General features: G+C 70.6%; 19 protein-coding genes. 17 read left to right on the top strand and 2 right to left on the bottom strand.

Annotated elements, in window-relative coordinates:
* Positions 1-76 precede the first annotated feature (76 nt).
* From QRN30_RS07835 to dapF, 10 genes are all read left to right on the top strand, one after another.
* Complete coding sequence (locus tag QRN30_RS07835; RefSeq protein WP_284760815.1) at positions 77-3,004, top strand: FtsK/SpoIIIE family DNA translocase; 2,928 nt, start codon at positions 77-79, stop codon at positions 3,002-3,004.
* Between the two features lie 5 nt (positions 3,005-3,009).
* The gene (gene pgsA, locus QRN30_RS07830; RefSeq protein WP_042538583.1) at positions 3,010-3,654 is read left to right on the top strand and encodes a CDP-diacylglycerol--glycerol-3-phosphate 3-phosphatidyltransferase; all 645 of its coding nucleotides are present in this window, start codon (positions 3,010-3,012) and stop codon (positions 3,652-3,654) included.
* The gene (locus QRN30_RS07825; RefSeq protein WP_052481724.1) at positions 3,651-4,178 is read left to right on the top strand and encodes a CinA family protein; all 528 of its coding nucleotides are present in this window, start codon (positions 3,651-3,653) and stop codon (positions 4,176-4,178) included. Before pgsA ends, QRN30_RS07825 begins: the two co-directional genes overlap by 4 nt.
* Before the next feature lie 154 nt (positions 4,179-4,332).
* Positions 4,333-4,641, top strand: a complete 309-nt coding sequence (locus QRN30_RS07820) for a helix-turn-helix domain-containing protein (RefSeq protein ID WP_027464765.1) — start codon at positions 4,333-4,335, stop codon at positions 4,639-4,641.
* An 86-nt stretch (positions 4,642-4,727) separates the two neighbouring features.
* A complete protein-coding gene (locus QRN30_RS07815) occupies positions 4,728-4,952 on the top strand; it encodes a DUF3046 domain-containing protein (protein ID WP_017885915.1) in 225 nt (74 codons plus the stop codon).
* A 272-nt stretch (positions 4,953-5,224) separates the two neighbouring features.
* A complete protein-coding gene (gene recA, locus QRN30_RS07810) occupies positions 5,225-6,286 on the top strand; it encodes a recombinase RecA (RefSeq protein WP_027464767.1) in 1,062 nt (353 codons plus the stop codon).
* Positions 6,283-7,197 (top strand): regulatory protein RecX, encoded by a 915-nt coding sequence (locus QRN30_RS07805; protein ID WP_052481723.1) that lies wholly within the window; start codon positions 6,283-6,285, stop codon positions 7,195-7,197. Before recA ends, QRN30_RS07805 begins: the two co-directional genes overlap by 4 nt.
* A 26-nt stretch (positions 7,198-7,223) precedes the next feature.
* Entirely contained in the window at positions 7,224-8,720 is a 1,497-nt protein-coding gene (miaB, locus tag QRN30_RS07800; RefSeq protein ID WP_263137238.1) for a tRNA (N6-isopentenyl adenosine(37)-C2)-methylthiotransferase MiaB, read from the top strand.
* Positions 8,707-9,702 carry a tRNA (adenosine(37)-N6)-dimethylallyltransferase MiaA gene (miaA, locus tag QRN30_RS07795; protein WP_284760813.1) on the top strand — a complete coding sequence of 332 codons (996 nt, stop codon included), beginning with the start codon at positions 8,707-8,709 and terminating at the stop codon, positions 9,700-9,702. Before miaB ends, miaA begins: the two co-directional genes overlap by 14 nt.
* Entirely contained in the window at positions 9,699-10,589 is an 891-nt protein-coding gene (gene dapF / locus QRN30_RS07790) for a diaminopimelate epimerase (RefSeq protein WP_194590163.1), read from the top strand. Before miaA ends, dapF begins: the two co-directional genes overlap by 4 nt.
* Positions 10,590-10,630: 41 nt before the next feature.
* On the opposite strand, the gene QRN30_RS07785 is transcribed toward dapF, so the two are convergent.
* Positions 10,631-11,242 (bottom strand): class I SAM-dependent methyltransferase, encoded by a 612-nt coding sequence (locus QRN30_RS07785; protein WP_017885909.1) that lies wholly within the window; start codon positions 11,240-11,242, stop codon positions 10,631-10,633.
* Positions 11,243-11,303: 61 nt separating this feature from the next.
* On the opposite strand from QRN30_RS07785, the gene hflX reads away from it, so the two are divergent.
* Positions 11,304-12,845 (top strand): GTPase HflX, encoded by a 1,542-nt coding sequence (hflX, locus tag QRN30_RS07780; RefSeq protein WP_056071260.1) that lies wholly within the window; start codon positions 11,304-11,306, stop codon positions 12,843-12,845.
* A gap of 209 nt (positions 12,846-13,054) precedes the next feature.
* Here the strand turns inward: hflX and lexA are convergent, their stop codons facing one another.
* Positions 13,055-13,699, bottom strand: coding sequence for a transcriptional repressor LexA (lexA, locus tag QRN30_RS07775; RefSeq protein ID WP_017885907.1), 645 nt, complete (start codon positions 13,697-13,699; stop codon positions 13,055-13,057).
* Positions 13,700-13,935: 236 nt separating this feature from the next.
* On the opposite strand from lexA, the gene QRN30_RS07770 reads away from it, so the two are divergent.
* The 6 genes from QRN30_RS07770 (at position 13,936) to QRN30_RS07745 (ending at position 18,382) form a co-directional block, all read left to right on the top strand.
* Positions 13,936-14,313, top strand: a complete 378-nt coding sequence (locus QRN30_RS07770) for a LysM peptidoglycan-binding domain-containing protein (RefSeq protein ID WP_284760809.1) — start codon at positions 13,936-13,938, stop codon at positions 14,311-14,313.
* Positions 14,314-14,377: 64 nt separating this feature from the next.
* A complete protein-coding gene (locus QRN30_RS07765; RefSeq protein WP_042538436.1) occupies positions 14,378-15,484 on the top strand; it encodes a histidinol-phosphate transaminase in 1,107 nt (368 codons plus the stop codon).
* Entirely contained in the window at positions 15,481-16,083 is a 603-nt protein-coding gene (gene hisB / locus QRN30_RS07760; protein ID WP_027464776.1) for an imidazoleglycerol-phosphate dehydratase HisB, read from the top strand. Before QRN30_RS07765 ends, hisB begins: the two co-directional genes overlap by 4 nt.
* Positions 16,080-16,718 (top strand): imidazole glycerol phosphate synthase subunit HisH, encoded by a 639-nt coding sequence (gene hisH, locus QRN30_RS07755; protein ID WP_017885903.1) that lies wholly within the window; start codon positions 16,080-16,082, stop codon positions 16,716-16,718. The genes hisB and hisH overlap by 4 nt, the downstream gene beginning before the upstream one ends.
* A 97-nt stretch (positions 16,719-16,815) precedes the next feature.
* Positions 16,816-17,562 carry a bifunctional 1-(5-phosphoribosyl)-5-((5-phosphoribosylamino)methylideneamino)imidazole-4-carboxamide isomerase/phosphoribosylanthranilate isomerase PriA gene (gene priA, locus QRN30_RS07750; protein WP_042538431.1) on the top strand — a complete coding sequence of 249 codons (747 nt, stop codon included), beginning with the start codon at positions 16,816-16,818 and terminating at the stop codon, positions 17,560-17,562.
* Positions 17,563-17,566: 4 nt separating this feature from the next.
* The gene (locus QRN30_RS07745) at positions 17,567-18,382 is read left to right on the top strand and encodes an SseB family protein (RefSeq protein ID WP_056071245.1); all 816 of its coding nucleotides are present in this window, start codon (positions 17,567-17,569) and stop codon (positions 18,380-18,382) included.
* The last annotated feature ends 35 nt before the right edge of the window (positions 18,383-18,417 follow it).

The following is an 18,417-nucleotide window of genomic DNA, read 5'->3' as shown; positions in this document are numbered from 1 at the left end:
GCCCGTCCAGCGTCCGTCACGGACGCTGCGGCGGGCCTTCCTGCGTTTGTCCTGGGCGGGCGTTAGGGTTCTGCCCATGGCCGGAGGCACCAAGTCGACCACGCGCTCGCGCGCGTCCACGTCGTCCCGTGGCAACGGGACGCGCGGTTCGTCGCGCACCCAGGCCACGACGAAGAAGCTGCCGCAGGCCGCACCCACGCCGGTGTTCCGCGAGCAGAACCCGCTCGTGACCTTCTGGCTCGCGATGGCGCACGGCGTCGGCGCGATGTTCCGGCTGCTCGGCAAGGAGACCCTCGAGAAGGACCAGCGGCGCGACGGGTTCCCGTTCCTGCTGTTCCTGCTGGCCATCGCCGGCGGGGTCGTCGAGTGGCTCAACCCGACCAACAGCGTCTCCGTCGCACTCGACGCGTACACGTTCGGCGGGCTGTTCGGCCGCCTGGCATTCGCCCTGCCGGTCATCATGATCGTGTTCGCCGGGTGGCTGTTCCGGCACCCGGCCTCGGTGCACGACAACACCCGGATCGGCATCGGTCTGGGCATCCTGATCGTCTCCATCGCCTCGCTCTGCCACGTCTTCGGCGGCCGACCGAGCGCGGCCGACGGCATGCCCGCGCTCGCTGCCGCCGGTGGGGTGCTCGGCTGGGTGGTCATCGGCTGGCTCGTCACGATCGCGACCGCGTGGGTGGCCGTGCCCGTGGCGATCGTGCTGCTCGTGCTCTCGCTCTTCATCATCACCAAGACGCCGCCGAACAAGCTCGGTCGCCGGCTGCACGAGCTCTACGCCTACCTGTTCGGTGCCCCGGCGCCCGCTGCCGAGCCGGACGCGGACACTGCCGCCGCCGTGGCAGAGCCCGTCGCCCGCACTCGCACCTCGAAGCGCGGCAAGAAGGGCGACGCCGACTTCCAGCTGTTCGACGACCTCGGGTTCGGTGACGAGCAGGCCGCTGCCGACGCCGAAGCCGGCGGCGACAACGTGCCGTGGTGGCGCCGCAACAAGTCCGGACGCGAAGAGGACCCGGCGTACGACAGCCCGGTGCTCCCGCCGGCCACCGGTGTCGCGCCCGCTGCCGCGCCCGTCGCGCCCGCTGCTCCCGTCGCCCCCGTTCCGAGCCCGAACGCCGGTGCCGCCGCAGGGCTCGTCGACGTGACACCGGCCGAGCCCGCGTCGGTCAACCTCAACGACTCCGTCGAGCAGGACCTGCAGGACGCCGAGCAGGCCCTCCGCGCGTTCGGCACCGACGTCCCCGCGCGCCCGGAGCCGACCGCCGACATCCGTCCCGCGGTGCCCGAGGTGCTGTCCGAGCCCGAGGTCGTCGACGAGCCCGAGGACATCGACGCCGCCGCCGAGCTGAGCGCGGCCGCCGCCGGGCCCGACGACGACCCGTCGAAGCCGTACCGACTGCCGGCCGCCACCACCCTGAGCTCCGGCACGCCCTCGGTCGCGCGCAGCCAGGCGAACGACGACATCGTCGCCGCCATCACCGGGGTGCTCACCGAGTTCAAGGTCGACGCGAAGGTCACCGGGTTCTCCCGCGGGCCGACGGTCACCCGGTACGAGATCGAGCTCGGCCCGGGCGTCAAGGTCGAGCGCGTCACGGCCCTGTCGAAGAACCTGTCGTACGCGGTCGCCTCGAACGAGGTCCGCATCCTGTCGCCGATCCCGGGCAAGAGCGCGATCGGCGTCGAGATCCCGAACACCGACCGCGAGATCGTCTCGCTCGGCGACGTGCTGCGCTCGAACGCCGCGCGCAAGTCGAAGCACCCGATGACGATCGGCGTCGGCAAGGACGTCGAGGGCGGCTTCGTCGTCGCGAACCTGGCGAAGATGCCGCACCTGCTCGTCGCCGGCTCCACCGGTTCCGGCAAGTCGGTGTTCATCAACTCGATGATCACGTCGCTGCTGATGCGCGCGAAGCCGTCCGAGGTCCGCATGGTCCTGGTCGACCCGAAGCGCGTCGAGCTCTCGATCTACGCCGGCGTCCCGCACCTCATCACCCCCATCATCACGAACCCCAAGAAGGCGGCCGAAGCGCTGCAGTGGGTCGTGAAGGAGATGGACATGCGGTACGACGACCTGGCGTCGTTCGGGTTCCGCCACGTCGACGACTTCAACAAGGCGATCGAGAACAACGAGATCGTCCTGCCGGCGGGCAGCGAGCGGAAGCTCAAGCCGTACCCGTACCTGCTGGTGGTCGTCGACGAGCTCGCCGACCTGATGCTCGTGGCACCGCGTGACGTCGAGGAATCGATCGTCCGCATCACCCAGCTCGCCCGCGCCGCCGGCATCCACCTGGTGCTCGCGACGCAGCGGCCCTCGGTCGACGTCATCACCGGCCTGATCAAGGCGAACGTGCCGTCGCGCATCGCCTTCGCGGTGACGAGCGTCACGGACTCCCGCGTCATCCTCGACCAGCCCGGCGCCGACAAGCTGATCGGTCAGGGCGACGCGCTCTTCCTGCCGATGGGTTCGTCGAAGTCGCTCCGCGTGCAGGGCGCCTGGGTGCAGGAGGGCGAGGTCGCCGAGGTCGTCCAGCACGTCACACGGCAGGCCCAGCCCGAGTACCGCCAGGACGTCCAGGCCGTGGTCGAGCGCAAGGAGATCGACGCCGACATCGGCGACGACCTCGAACTGCTGCTCGCGGCCGTCGAACAGGTCGTGTCGACCCAGTTCGGTTCGACGTCGATGCTGCAGCGCAAGCTCCGCGTCGGCTTCGCCAAGGCCGGTCGCCTGATGGACCTGATGGAGTCGCGCGACATCGTCGGACCGTCCGAGGGCTCGAAGGCCCGCGACGTCCTGGTGACCGCCGACCAGTTGCCCGCGGTGCTCGCGAAGCTCCGCGGCGAGGAGCCGCCCGCCGCGGCCGCTCCGGCAGCGCCGGCACCGACGCCGTCCGGCGACGGTGACCGGTACGGTGCCGACCCCGTCGGGGACATGACCCGCGGGTACGATGAAGTCCACGACGAGCCCGATGAGGACGCGTGGGGACTGACGGGCAGGGAGTGACGGCGATGACCGCCTCGGACAGCACGAACACCACGCACGGCGCACGGTTCCCGTGGCGCGGGCGGCTCTTGCGCAAGGGGCCCGGCCCGGCGTCGACCGCGAACGTCGCGAACATCATCACGGTGGTGCGCATCCTGATGGCGCCGCTGTTCTTCGTCCTGCTGCTCACCGACGCCGGGAACGACGGGCCCCTGCGCATCTGGGCCGCGGTCGTCTTCGTCGTGGCGATCGTCACGGACAGCGCGGACGGCATCATCGCCCGTCGGCAGAACCTGGTCACGGACTTCGGCAAGCTCGTCGACCCGATCGCCGACAAGGTGCTCATCGGGGGTGCGCTCGTCGCGCTGTCCATCCTGCATGAACTGCCCTGGTACGTGACCGTGCTGATCATGGTGCGGGAGATCGGCATCACGGTCTTCCGGTTCGCGGTGCTCTCCGACCGGGTGATCCCGGCCAGCCGCGGCGGGAAGATCAAGACCGTGCTGCAGGCCGTCGCGCTGACGGCCGCGCTGTTCCCGTGGTGGAACCTGGTCGGTGACTGGGCGCACTGGGTCAACGGCATCCTCATGACCGCCGCGTTCCTGGCAACGGTCCTGAGCGGGATCGACTACCTCTGGCAGGCATGGAAGCACAACCGCACCACCGCATGACCGGGCCCGACCGTTCGACCGAGGCCGCGCCCGTCGAGCCGGTCGCACCGGGTCTCATCGCCGAACTGACGGCGCGGGGCGAGACCCTCGCCGTGGCGGAGTCGCTGACCGGCGGACTCGTCGTCGCGACCCTCGTCGACGTGCCCGGGGCGAGCGCCGTCGTCCACGGTGGCGTCGTGGCGTACGCGACGCCCGTGAAGCACTCCGTGCTCGGGGTCTCGGAGGACCTGCTCGAGGCCGAGGGCGCCGTGCACCCGGAGGTCGCCCGGCAGATGGCCGCCGGTGTCCGGATCGCGCTGTCCGTCGACGGGGAGCCCGCAACGTGGGGGATCAGCACGACGGGTGTCGCCGGCCCGGACCCGCAGGACGGCAAGCCCGTCGGCACCGTGTACGTGGGGATCGCCTCCGCCGCGGGCGCCGAGGCCTTCGAGCTGCACCTCGACGGTGACCGGGGAGCAATCCGTCACGCCACCGTCTCCGAACTCCTTGCACGGATGTCGTCCGAGATCCGGGGCCGGGAATAGGTCCCGTTTCCACTGGGTTACATCTCACGAAATCTCCAGCAGTACGGCAGCCAGCCTGGCTAACATGCTGCAACCGGCAACGCTATTGTTGCTGAACCCGAACTCGTTCCACCGGACCGAGCGGGCGCGGAGACGACAGAGAGGAGGAGTTCTCATGGTTCTCGTTCGTCAGGAAATCGGCGATGTGCTCCGGGACTTCCGCTTGCAGAAGGGCCGGACCCTCCGTCAGGTCGCGTCCAAGGCCAGTGTCGCGCTCGGGTACCTCAGTGAGGTCGAGCGTGGGCAGAAGGAAGCCAGCTCGGAGATCCTCGCGTCCGTCGCGGATGCTCTGGACACGCCCATCTCGACCATCATGCGCGAAGTGGGCGACCGCCTCGCGATCGTCGAGGGGCTGACCCCCGTCCCCGACACGCTCCCGGACGACCTCGTCGCCGAGTTCGACAACGACCTCGCGGTGCGCTGACCGCACTGCACCGAACGCCCTCGCCGGTCCTTCCCGGCGGGGGCGTTCTGCGTTCCGGCCCGCGACGACGCGCTTAGGCTGGTCGGATGCGCGTGAGTGAGTTCTGGCGAGCCGTCGACCAGGTGTTCGGCGAGGCCTACGGGTCCGTGGTCACCCGTGACGTCGTGCTCGAGGGGCTGGGCGGTCGCTCGGCCGTGGACGCCCTTGCCGCCGGCATCGACGCCCGCCGGGTGTGGGATGCCCTGTGCGACTCGCAGGACGTCCCGATGGACCGTCGGCACGGCAAGGGCCTGGCCGAACCCCAGGACTGAGCGCGGTCCTGCGGGTCCGGCACCCGAAGCTGTGTTCGGCGTGTTGCTCGAACGCGTGTTCGATCGGTGGTAACTTCCTCCACAGCGGCGTCGCCCGGATGCTCCATCCACAGATCGCGTGACCGTCGGCAGTGATGTCGGTGGCTCGCCATAGGTTGATGGACATCGGGAACAGCCCGAAGCCTTGTCGCAGAACCATCGGCCTTGCACCATCGGCCGGCGTGGACGCGACAGCCTACAGGCGGCCGAACACGAGCACGAAGGAGCACCCCATGCCATCACCGGCAGACCGCGAAAAGGCCCTCGAGACCGCACTCGCACAGATCGACAGGCAGTTCGGCAAGGGTGCGATCATGCGCCTCGGTTCGGACGAACGCGCCCCCGTCAACGTCATCCAGACCGGGTCGGTGGCGCTGGACGTCGCGCTCGGCATCGGTGGCCTGCCCCGCGGCCGTATCGTCGAGATCTACGGCCCGGAGTCGTCGGGTAAGACGACCCTCACCATCCACGCCATCGCCAACGCCCAGCGCGCCGGTGGCATCGCGGCCTTCATCGACGCCGAGCACGCGCTCGACCCCGAGTACGCCAAGAAGCTCGGTGTCGACATCGACGCCCTGCTCGTGTCGCAGCCCGACACCGCCGAGCAGGCGCTCGAGATCGCGGACATGCTGGTCCGCTCCGGCTCCATCGACCTCATCGTCATCGACTCCGTCGCGGCCCTCGTGCCCCGTGCCGAGATCGAGGGCGAGATGGGTGACTCGCACGTCGGTCTGCAGGCCCGCCTCATGTCGCAGGCACTGCGGAAGCTCGCCGGTGGCCTGAACCAGACGCAGACCACGATGATCTTCATCAACCAGCTGCGCGAGAAGATCGGCGTGTTCTTCGGTTCGCCGGAGACCACCTCGGGCGGTAAGGCGCTGAAGTTCTACGCGTCCGTCCGCCTCGACATCCGTCGCATCGAGACACTCAAGAGCGGTACCGACGCGGTGGGCAACCGAACGCGCGTCAAGGTCGTCAAGAACAAGATGGCGCCGCCCTTCAAGCAGGCCGAGTTCGACATCCTGTACGGCGTCGGCATCTCGCGCGAAGGCTCGCTGCTCGACTTCGGTGTCGACCACGGCATCGTCAAGAAGTCGGGCGCCTGGTACACGTACGACGGCGACCAGCTCGGGCAGGGCAAGGAGAACTCGCGTTCCTTCCTGATCCAGAACCCCGAGATCGCTGCCGACATCGAAGGCAAGATCCTCGCCAAGCTCGGCGTCGGCGGCGCCAAGGCCGAGGACGCCCCGGTCGAGTCGATCGCGCCGAAGCTCGCGGAGCGCAAGGGCGCGTGAGCACCGACCACGACGACGACGGCCTCGCACCGGTCACCGACCTGTTCGGTGCGAGGTCGCGTCGTCGCGCTCCCGTGACCCCGGTGACGCCCGCGATCCCCGCACCGCCGGTGTCACCGGACGAACCACGAGACGTCGACGGGTGGGCACTGCCCGAATCCGGCGACGCTCGGCCGGACGAGTTCCCGGCACCCTTCGACGCCGATTCGCCGGTGCCCCTGCACGGTGCCCGGGGCCCAGCAGCATGGGTGTCGCCCGTGATCGGTGACGGCAGCGGGCGCTCGACCCGTGCCGAGCAGGACGGCTACGACTCCGAGACCGCAGACGCCACCACCGCGTCGGTGTTCTCCATCGCTGGCGGCGAGGAGATCGACCCGGCCGACGCACCTCGTCCGCTCGACGAACAGCGCGCGGACGCCGAACGGCTCAGCCTGCGTGCCCTCGGGCGCAAGGGCGTGAGCGAGTCCGAGATGCGGACCCTGCTGCTGCAGCAGGACCTCGACCCCGACGTGGTCGAGCACGAGATCGAACGGTTGACCCGTGTCGGGCTCCTGGACGACGTCGCCCTCGCCACCGACCTGGTCGACCGGCTGCACGCGCGCAAGGGCCTCGGCCGCCAGGGGGTCGTCACCGAACTCCGACGCCGGGGGATCGACCAGGTGGCGATCGACACCGCACTCGACGAAGCCGCCGACGACGAGGACGACGAGTTCCTCCGCGCGCAGGAACTCGCCGACAAGCGAGCGCCGCAGATGCGCGGCCTTGACCGGGCCACCGCGGAACGCCGGCTGTCCGGCTTCCTGATGCGCAAGGGCTACAGCTCCGGCGTCGTCCGGATCGCTGTCGCACGCGCACTCGACGGCGGCGGCAGACGGCCGCCTTCCGGCCGCGGGACCGTGCGGTTCGAGTAGCCGCTCCGACCTACACTGGGACGACCATGGCCACCGTCGCAGCGCGCCCCCGCACCTACGAAGTCCGCACCTACGGGTGCCAGATGAACGTGCACGACTCCGAGCGGTTGAGCGGGTCGTTGCAGGCCGCGGGCTACACCGCGGCGGACGGCGAACAGGCCGACGTCGTCGTCATCAACACCTGTGCGGTGCGCGAGAACGCGGACAACCGGCTGTACGGCAATCTCGGACAACTCGCGGGCATCAAGCGCGAACACCCCGGCATGCAGATCGCCGTCGGCGGGTGCCTGGCGCAGAAGGACAAGAACGTCATCCTCGAGAAGGCGCCGTGGGTCGACGTGGTCTTCGGCACGCACAACATGGGATCGCTGCCGACCCTGCTCGAGCGGGCGCGGCACAACGACGAGGCGCAGATCGAGATCCTCGAGGCACTCGACGTCTTCCCGTCGACGCTGCCCACCAAGCGCGACTCGACGCACAGCGGCTGGGTCTCGATCTCGGTCGGTTGCAACAACACCTGCACGTTCTGCATCGTCCCCTCGCTGCGTGGCAAGGAGAAGGACCGCCGCCCCGGTGACGTCCTGGCCGAGATCCAGGCGCTCGTCGACGACGGTGCGATCGAGGTCACCCTGCTCGGGCAGAACGTGAACTCCTACGGCGTCGAGTTCGGCGACCGACAGGCGTTCGGCAAGCTGCTGCGGGCCACCGGTGGCATCCAGGGGCTGGAGCGCGTGCGTTTCACCAGCCCGCACCCGGCAGCGTTCACCGACGACGTCATCGACGCGATGGCCGAGACCCCGAACGTGATGCCCCAGCTGCACATGCCGCTGCAGTCGGGCTCCGACCGGGTGCTCAAGGCCATGCGCCGGAGCTACCGCAGCGAGCGGTTCCTCGGCATCCTCGACCGCGTCCGCGCGAAGATCCCGCACGCGGCGATCTCCACCGACATCATCGTCGGGTTCCCCGGCGAGACCGACGCCGACTTCGAGGACACCCTGCGTGTCGTCGAGCAGGCGCGGTTCGCCTCGGCGTTCACGTTCCAGTACTCGATCCGCCCCGGCACGCCCGCGGCGACGATGGACGACCAGCTGCCGAAGCACATCGTGCAGGAGCGGTACGAGCGACTCGTCGCCCTGCAGGAACGCATCACGGCGGAAGAGAACGCACAGCAGGTCGGCCGGAGCGTCGAGGTGCTCGTCGCCTCGGGTGAAGGCCGCAAGGACGACGCCACCCGCCGGCTCTCCGGTCGTGCGGAGGACTCCCGGCTCGTGCACTTCACGGTGCCCGCCGGGTCCGATGTCCCGCGCCCCGGCGACGTCGTCACCGTCGACATCACCCGGGCGGCACCGCACTTCCTGCTCGCCGACGACGACGCCCCGCTGCGCATCCGACGAACCCGGGCCGGAGATGCCTGGGACCGCGCGCAGGCCGAGAGCTGCGGCGTGCCGACCCCGGCCGGCGCCGCAGCCGACGGCCCACGTCCGGTCTCGCTCGGGCTGCCCACGCTCCGTGTCGGACGCTGAGCCCACCGCTGGCGTGCCGTCGAGCGGCTCGACGCTCGGGTCCGGTACCGGTACCGGCGTCGAGGCCGACCTGATCGCGGTCGTCGGAGCCACGGGCACGGGGAAGTCCGACCTCGGCATCGCGATCGCCGAGCGCCTGCGTGCCACCGGTCGCAACGCGGAGATCATCAACGCGGACGCCATGCAGCTGTACCGCGGCATGGACATCGGCACCGCGAAGCTCCCGCCGGCCGAGCGGCACGGCATCCCGCACCACCAGCTCGACGTGCTCGACGTCACCGATGAGGCGAGCGTCGCCGCGTACCAGGTGGCTGCACGCACCGACGTCGACCGGATCCAGGCCGACGGTGGCGTGGCCGTCCTGGTCGGGGGCAGCGGGCTCTACGTCTCCGCGGTGCTGTTCAACCTGGCGTTCCCGGGTACCGACCCCGAGCTCCGTGCGCAGCTGGAGCGCGAGCACGACGCGCTCGGCCCGGGCATCCTGCTCGAACGGCTCCGTGCCCTCGACGCGGCGGCCGCCGCGACGATCGACGCACGCAACCCACGGCGGTTGATCCGTGCACTCGAGATCGCGAGCCGATCCGAGGTCGTGACCCCGAGCCTCCCGGCCGCGCCCCGCGCCTGGCGACCGTCCCGCATCCTGCACCTGCGACGCGACCGGGAGCAGCTCGTGTCGGCGCTGCACGAGCGCGCGGCGCGGATGTTCGACGCCGGACTCGTCGACGAGGTCGCGGCGCTCCGCGGGCTGGGACTCGAGCAGGGCCGGACCGCGCGTGGCGCCATCGGGTACTCGCAGGCGCTCGAGGTGCTCGCCGGCACGTCGACCCGCGAGCAGGCCGTCGAGGCGACGGGCATCGCGACCCGCAAGTACGCCCGCCGGCAGGTGTCGTGGTTCCGCCGGTACGCCGACGCCGAGACGCTCGACGTCACCGGGGCCGACCGCGGTGACCTGACGGAACTGGCCCGTAGGATCGTGCCGTGACCGAGCTGCACTTCACCAAGGGCCAGGGGACCGGCAACGACTTCGTCCTGTTCGCCGACCCCGACGCCACCGTCGACCTGACCCCCGAGCGGATCCGTGCCATCGCGGACCGACGCTTCGGCGTGGGCGGGGACGGCGTGATCCGCGCAGTGCGGTCCGAAGCGATCCCCGAGGGCCGCGCGCTCGTCGCCGTCGAACCCGAGGCGACGTGGTTCATGGACTACCACAACGCCGACGGCACGGTCGCCGAGATGTGCGGCAACGGAATCCGCGTGTTCGCCCGGTACCTGACCGAGTCCGGCCTGGTCGAACTGGCGCCCGGCGAGACGTTGACGGTCGGCAGCCGCAAGGGGCTGGTCGACATCCAGCGCACCACGAACGGGTTCGCGGCCGACCTCGGCCGCTGGAGCCTGGGCATCGAGGGCGGTGGATCCGACGACGTGCTCGTCCGGGCGAAGAACCTCGATGGGGCGCGCCCCGGCATCGGCATCGACGTGGGCAACCCGCACGTGGTCGTCGCCGTCGAGACCGAGGACGAACTGGCCGACCTCGACCTGACGTTCCTGCCGGTGCTCGAACCGGCGCCCGAGCACGGTGCGAACGTCGAGTTCGTGCTGCCGGGCGACCCGCTCATCAAGGACGGGGTCGGCGAGATCACCATGCGGGTGCACGAGCGGGGGAGCGGTGAGACCCTGTCGTGCGGAACCGGTGCCGTGGCGGCTGCCCTCGCCACGCGCTACTGGGTCGGTGCGGGGGCGCCGGACACCTGGCGCGTGCGGGTGCCGGGCGGGCTGCTCACGGTGCGGATGACGGCGACCGAGGACGGCGAGCACGTTTCGCTGTCCGGGCCCGCCGAGCTCGTGTTCTCCGGCGACCTGACGGTCTGACGGTCTGACGCGCTGCGCGGCGCGGGCGCGTCGCGCGCGCCCTACGCGCTGTGCTGCACCCGGAGGACGCGGAAGCCCTTGGCCGTCGACTCGCGCGTGACTGCGAAGCCCGGACCGAGGGCGCCGACGAGCCACTTCTGCAGGGAGTCACCCCCGAGGTCCTTCGACACGACGAGCCAGGCATCGCCCCCGACCTCGAGCCGGGGCAGCCACGTCAGCAGGATCTGGTGCAGCTCGTCCTTGCCGACCCGGATCGGCGGGTTCGACCAGATCGTCCGGAACCGCAGGTCTGCCGGCACGTCGTCGGGCAGCGCGATCGTGACGTTCGCAGCTCCGGCCGTCGCTGCGTTGGCCCGGGCGAGTCCCAGCACCCGCTCGTTGACGTCGACGCCCCAGACGTGGGCGTCGGGGGACTGCAGCGCCATGGTGATCGCGATCGGCCCCCAGCCGCAGCCGATGTCGAGCAGCGCTCCGTCAGCAGCGGGTGCCGGCACCGAACCGAGCAGGACCTTCGTGCCGCGGTCGACGCCGTCGGGACTGAAGACCCCCGCCGCGGTCGACAGGGTGAGGGGCTGACCGGCGAGCGTGACGTCCACCTGGCGGGGCCGGACGTCGCTCTCGGGGTTGGCCGAGAAGTAGTGGTCGTTCGCCATGGATGAACCGTACCGGCAACCGAGTGTGTCGACGGGCCTGCGGAGGTAGCCTGTGCACAGGATGACGGATACCCATCAGCAGAACCACCAGACCAACGACGACAGCGCAGACGGTGTCGTCGAGAGGGTGTTGCGCAACGCAGACCACCGCGCAGCATCGTCCATCTTCGCGCCCGCCCAGGCGATCCAGACGCGGTCGACCGACGATCGCAGCTGGACGGGCGACGGCGACCAGTACGACCGTGAGGACCGTGCGGCGCTGCGCCGTGTCGCCGGCCTCTCCACCGAGCTCGAGGACGTCACCGAGGTCGAGTACCGCCAGCTGCGGCTCGAGCAGGTCGTCCTGATCGGCGTGTACCCCCAGGGCGACGCGCAGGACGCCGAGAACTCCCTCCGCGAGCTCGCGGCACTCGCCGAGACCGCGGGTGCCGTGGTGCTCGACGGGCTCCTCCAGCGCCGGCCGAACCCGGACCCGGCCACCTACCTGGGCAAGGGCAAAGCCCAGGAGCTCGCGATGGTCGTCAAGGCCACCGGCGCCGACACCGTCATCGCCGACACCGAACTGGCACCCTCGCAGCGTCGTGCGCTCGAGGACGTCGTGAAGGTGAAGGTCATCGACCGCACGGCCGTGATCCTCGACATCTTCAGCCAGCACGCGAAGACCCGCGAGGGGAAGGCGCAGGTCGAACTCGCCCAGCTGCAGTACCTGCTGCCTCGACTGCGCGGTTGGGGTGACTCGATGTCCCGGCAGGCCGGTGGCCAGGTTTCCGGAGGCGCTGGCATGGGCTCTCGTGGCCCCGGTGAGACGAAGATGGAGCTCGACCGCCGCAAGATCCACACGCGGATGGCGAAGCTCCGTCGGCAGATCGCCGGGTTCACCCCGGCCCGTGAGGCCAAGCGTGCTGAGCGCAACCGCAACGAGGTGCCGAGCGTCGCGATCGCGGGCTACACCAACGCCGGCAAGTCGTCACTGCTCAACCGACTGACGAGCGCGGGTGTGCTCGTGCAGAACCAGCTGTTCGCGACGCTGGACGCGACGGTCCGCCGGACCGAGAGCACCAAGGGCCGCGAGTACACGTTCGCCGACACCGTCGGCTTCGTGCGCAACCTGCCGCACCAGCTGGTCGAGGCCTTCCGCTCCACCCTCGAAGAGGTCGGCGACGCCGACGTCATCGTGCACGTGGTCGACGGCTCGCACCCCGACCCCGGGGCGCAGCTGTCCACCGTGCGCGAGGTCATCGGTGACGTCGGTGCGGGCGACATCCCGGAGGTCGTCGTGTTCAACAAGGCCGACCTGATCGACGACGCGCAGCGCCTCGTGCTCATCGGGCTCGTGCCGGACGCGGTGTTCGTTTCGGCGCGCACCGGTGAGGGCATCCCGGAGCTCCTCAGCGTCATCGAGGACCGCCTGCCCGAGCCCGACGTGGACCTGACGATCGTGGTGCCGTACGACCGCGGTGACCTGGTGTCGTCGCTGCACGACACCGGCTCGGTCGAGTCCGTCGACTACGTCGAGGACGGCACGCGCCTGCGGGTGCGCGTCTTCCAACGGCAGGTCACCGAGCTCGAGCCCTACGTGGTCACGCCCGTCCCGACCGTCTGACCCTCGGCTCCGACTGGCGCTGGCAACTGGCTGGCGCTGGTGAGCGCTGCCGCGCGGCCTGGAGGCCCGTCACAGGTCCGTCAGACGCCGTCGTGTCACCGAGACACCCCGGAACACACGAAACGCCGCCGAATCCGGCGGCGTTTCGTCGTGCAGGGGGCGTCGTACGGTGACGACGGCGTCCCGCGCCGGTGCGGCGCGAGCAGTGGTCAGAGGGAGCGGAGGACCGCGACGACCTTGCCGAGCACCGAGGCCGCGTCGCCGAGGATCGGCTCGAAGGCGGAGTTCCGAGGCAGCAGCCACGTGTGGCCGTCGCGCTGGCGGAAGACCTTGACGGTCGCCTCTTCGTCGAGCATGGCCGCGACGATGTCCCCGTTCTCGGCGGTCTGCTGCGACCGGACGACGACCCAGTCGCCGTCGCAGATCGCGGCGTCGATCATCGACTCGCCGACGACCTTGAGCATGAAGAGCTCGCCGGTGCCGACGAGCTGACGGGGGAGCGGGATGATCTCGTCGACGTGCTGCTCGGCGGTGATCGGGACACCGGCGGCGATCCGGCCGACGAGCGGCACGAGCGTCGTGGCGTCGATGTCCGGGCCGCCGACGTCGGAGGTCGGCTCGTCAACCAGGACCTCGAGCGCACGCGGGCGGTTCGGGTCGCGGCGGATCCAGCCACCGAGCTCGAGCTGGCCGAGCTGGTGGGAGACGCTGGAGAGCGAGGAGAGCCCGGCGGCGTCGCCGATCTCGCGCATGCTCGGCGGGTAGCCCCGCGAGGCGATCGACGCACGGATCGCGTCGAAGATCGCCTGCTGCTTCGGCGTCAGCGGCTTCTGGCCCCGCAGTTCGTCCACCACGTCGTCTCGCTTTCGTCGGTGCCGGTCCGGCCGCGGCGGGAATGTCGGTGGTACCCGTCAGGCTTGTCCCAGTCGATCGAAACAGTATCCGACCAGCCAGGGCCGGACAAACACCTGTTCGAGCGTGTCGCAAGAAAACCCCGCAGAAATCCTCTCCCAGGACTTGTGCGTCGTCCGATTCGAAACTATGTTCGGTACAGGACTTCGGTTCCACCGAACGGGAAGGCAAGAACGACATGAGCACCATCGCCATCGCTGACATCCAGCGCACCGCGGCGCCCGCCGTGCGTACCCGCCTGCGTCTGACGCGTCGCGGCCACATCGTCTTCACGACGCTCGCCGCGATCCCGCTCCTCGTCGTCGTCGCCCTCGGCGTGCTGAACGGTGGACAGGCCTCGGCCGGTGACGCCACCGCCGGCGGCGCCCGCACCCACTTCGAGACCGTGACGGTCCAGCCGGGCGAGACGCTCTGGCAGCTCGCCGAGCAGACCGCCCCCGACTCCGACCCGCGCGACTTCGTGCAGGACGTCGTCAGCCTCAACGCGCTCGACGGTTCGGCGCTGCAGGCCGGCGAAGAGCTCTCCATCCCCACCAAGTACACCGACGGCGAGTAGTCACTCGGGCAGCCCCGTCCAGACGGCTGGTCGTCGCACGGTGACAGCGGCCTACGATGGATCGGTGGCATTCACGCTCGAAGACCTCCCGATCCGAGACGACCTGCGCGGGCAGAGCCCCTACGGCGCCCCGCAGAAGCACGTCCGCGTGCAGCTGAACGTCAACGAGAACACGCATCCCGTTCCGGACGACGTCGCCGCTGACATCGTCGAGTCGATCCGGCAGGCCCTGCTGACGGTCAACCGGTACCCGGATCGCGAGTTCACCGAGCTCCGCCAGTCCCTGGCGGACTACCTCGGGCACGACCTGACCGCCGAGCAGCTCTGGGCGGCGAACGGGTCGAACGAGGTGTTGCAGCAGCTCCTGCAGGCGTTCGGCGGGCCCGGTCGCTCGGTCCTCGGGTTCCCGCCCACCTACTCGATGCACTCGATCCTCGCGTCGGGTACCGGCACGACGTGGATCCCGGCCCAGCGGGACGACGAGTTCCGCATCTCGCCCGAGACCGTCGTCGCAGCCATTCGCGACCACAAGCCCGACATCGTTTTCCTGTGCGGGCCGAACAACCCGACGGGCACCCCGCTCGACATCGAGACGATCGCGGCGGCCTACGACGCGACCGACGGCATCGTCATGGTGGACGAGGCCTACGCCGAGTTCATGCCGTCCGACGCTCCGAGCGCGCTCACACTGCTGCCCGCACGTGAGCGTCTCGTGGTCTCCCGCACGATGAGCAAGGCGTTCGCGTTCGCCGGTGCCCGGGTCGGGTACATGGCCGCGCACCCCGCCGTCGTCGACGCCGTCCGGTTGGTCCGGCTGCCGTACCACCTGTCCGCGCTCACCCAGGCGGCAGCGATCGCGGCACTCCGGCACGCCCCCGAGATGCTGGCGATGGTCGACGACATCAAGGCGCAGCGCGACCGCATGGTCACCGAGCTGCGGGCCATGGGGTACCGGACCTACGAGACCTGGTCGAACTTCGTCCTGTTCGGCGGTGTCGCCGACCCGAACGCTGCGTTCGAGGCGCTGCTCGAGCGCGACGTCATCGTGCGCGACCTCGGCATCCCGAACCACCTGCGGGTGAGTGCGGGGACCGAAGCCGAGACGACCGCGTTCCTCGACGCCATGCGGCAGGTCGCCGCCGAGCAGCCGCCGGTTAGGGTTGACGCATGACCGCCCGCACCGCCTCGATCAGCCGTTCGACGAGCGAATCGAGTGTCGAACTCGAGCTCGACCTGGACGGCACCGGGACCTCGTCGATCTCGACCTCCGTCCCGTTCTTCGACCACATGCTGACCGCGTTCAGCAAGCACTCCCTGATCGACCTGCGCGTGCGCTCCACGGGTGACACCGACATCGACGTGCACCACACGGTCGAGGACACCGGCATCGTGCTCGGACAGGCGATCAAGCAGGCCCTCGGCGACCGGTCCGGCATCGGCCGGTACGGCGATGCCCTGGTCCCGTTGGACGAAGCGCTGGCCCAGGCCGTCGTCGACGTCTCCGGGCGTCCTTTCCTGGTGCACTCCGGCGAGCCCGCGGGCTTCGAGTTCCACCGCATCGGCGGGCACTTCACCGGCTCGATGGTCCGTCACGTGTTCGAGGCGATCACGTTCAACGCCGGGATCACCGTCCACGTCCGCGTGCTCGAGGGCCGCGACCCCCACCACATCGCCGAAGCCGAGTTCAAGGCGTTCGCCCGGGCCATGCGCAAGGCGGTCGAGCTGGACCCGCGCGTCGACGGCATCCCGTCCACGAAGGGCGCCCTGTGACCGCCGCCAAGCCGAACGTCGTCGTCCTCGACTACGGGTCGGGCAACGTCCACTCCGCCGCCAAGGCGCTCGAGCGCGCCGGGGCTGACGTCACCCTGACGTCGGACAAGCAGGCGGCGCTCAAGGCTGACGGCCTGCTCGTCCCCGGTGTCGGGGCGTTCGCGGCCGTGATCGACCAGCTCGAGGGCGTGCAGGGCGGCGAGATCGTCGACCACCGCCTGGCAGGCGGGCGCCCGGTGCTCGGCATCTGCGTCGGCATGCAGGTCCTGTTCTCGCGGGGCATCGAGCGTGGTGCCGACGTCGAAGGGCTCGGCCAGTGGCCCGGCACCGTGCAGGAGATCCAGGCCGAGGTGCTCCCGCACATGGGCTGGAACACCGTGCAGGCGCCCGAGGACTCCGTGCTGTTCGACGGCCTGCACGACGAGCGCTTCTACTTCGTGCACTCCTACGGCGTGACCGACTTCCCGCTCGAGGCGTACGGGCCGTTCCGTGCGCCCCGCCTGACCTGGGCCGAGCACGGGCAGCCGTTCATCGCCGCGGTCGAGAACGGACCGCTCACCGCCACGCAGTTCCACCCCGAGAAGTCCGGCGAGCCGGGCATCCGCCTGCTCTCCAACTGGGTCCGCTCGCTCTGAACCCGGCCTGCACCGGGCGCGACGGCCGTGCCGGACGCGCCCCGGGCCTCCCGGCTGTCCGCAGCCCCTTCTCCACCGCAACGAAACCGACAGGACCATGACCGACCTCACCGACACCCCGCCCCTCGTCCTGCTGCCGGCCGTCGACGTCGTCGACGGACAGGCCGTGCGACTCACCCAGGGCGAGGCGGGCAGCGAGACCGGCTACGGCGACCCCGTCGCCGCTGCCCGCACCTGGCGTGACCAGGGCGCGGAGTGGATCCACCTCGTCGACCTCGACGCCGCCTTCGGCCGTGGCGACAACCGCCGGGTGATCGCGCACGCGATCCGCGAGGTCGAGGGGGTCTCCGTCGAACTCTCCGGCGGCATCCGCGACGACGCCTCGCTCGAAGCGGCCCTGGCGACCGGTGCGGCGCGCGTGAACCTCGGCACCGCAGCGCTCGAGAACCCCGACTGGGCCGCGCGGGTGATCGGCGAGTACGGCGAGCAGATCGCCGTCGGGCTGGACGTCCGCGGCACCACGCTGTCGAGCCGCGGCTGGACCGAGGATGCCGGTGACCTGTGGGAGGTGCTCGACCGCCTCGAAGCCGCCGGGTGTGCCCGCTACGTGGTGACCGACGTCACGAAGGACGGCACGCTGCAGGGCCCGAACGTCGAACTGCTCCGCCAGGTGTGCGACCGGACCGACCAGCCCGTGGTGGCCTCGGGCGGGATCTCCACCCTCGATGACCTCCGTGCGCTCCGCGAACTCGTGCCGTACGGGCTCGAAGGCGCGATCATCGGCAAGGCGCTGTACTCCGGGGCGTTCACGCTGCCCGCCGCTCTCGACATCGCCTCGGAGTAACGCCGTGGCGGGCATCTCGAACGGTCGTGGCACCGGGCCGGAGACCGACGACGCGCACACCCCGGGTGGGGCGGCGGACTCGGCGGGGTTCTCGTGGGAAGGCCGCACGTTCGACCACCACGACACCGCGTTCGCGGACGACGACGGACTCGCCGACCCCGCGGTGGTCGCGGCCATCGGCTCACTCGCTGACGGTGCGTCCCAGGCCGCGATCGTCGATGCGCTCCGCTCCGCCCGCCTGCTCATCCCGCTCATCGCCGAGGCCGGCGACGTGGGGGAGACCGACGCGGGCAAGCTCGTCGACAAGACCCAGGAACTCTCGATCGTGACGGTCGCCGGCCCCGACGGTCGCAGCGTGATGCCCGCGTTCACCTCGGTCGACGCCATGCACGCGTGGGACCCGGACGCGCGCCCCGTGCCGGTGGAGTCCCGCCGCGTTGCGATGGCCGCGGCGAGCGAGGACACCCAGCTCGTCGTGCTCGACCCGAAGTCGCCGACCGAGTTCGTGCTGCGTCGTCCGGCGGTGTGGGCACTCGGGCAGGACCTGCCGTGGACCCCGTGCTTCGAGGACCCCGAGGTGGCCCGTGCCTTCGCGGCCTCGGTCGAAGGGGAGCCCAGCGTGGCCCGTGTCGAACTCGCGCCGGGCGACCCGGTCGGCCGGTTCGCCGGACCGGAGCTGACGGTGGGCCTGGCGCTGCACCCGGGGCTCGACCGCGAGCAGGTCGGCGAGCTCGTCGGCCGGCTGCAGCAGCGGTGGTCGGCCGACCCCGTGATCGCGGAGCGGGTCGACAGCATGCGCGTCGCCCTGCGCGCTGCCTGACGAGCAGCAGTGCGGCGGTGCGACCCGGCCCACCC

Origin of the sequence: Curtobacterium sp. MEB011, assembly GCF_030209655.1 — a bacterium.
GTDB classification, from domain to species: domain Bacteria; phylum Actinomycetota; class Actinomycetes; order Actinomycetales; family Microbacteriaceae; genus Curtobacterium; species Curtobacterium poinsettiae.
Note: the sequence above shows the minus strand (reverse complement) of the source record. Positions and strands in the feature narration are given on the sequence as shown.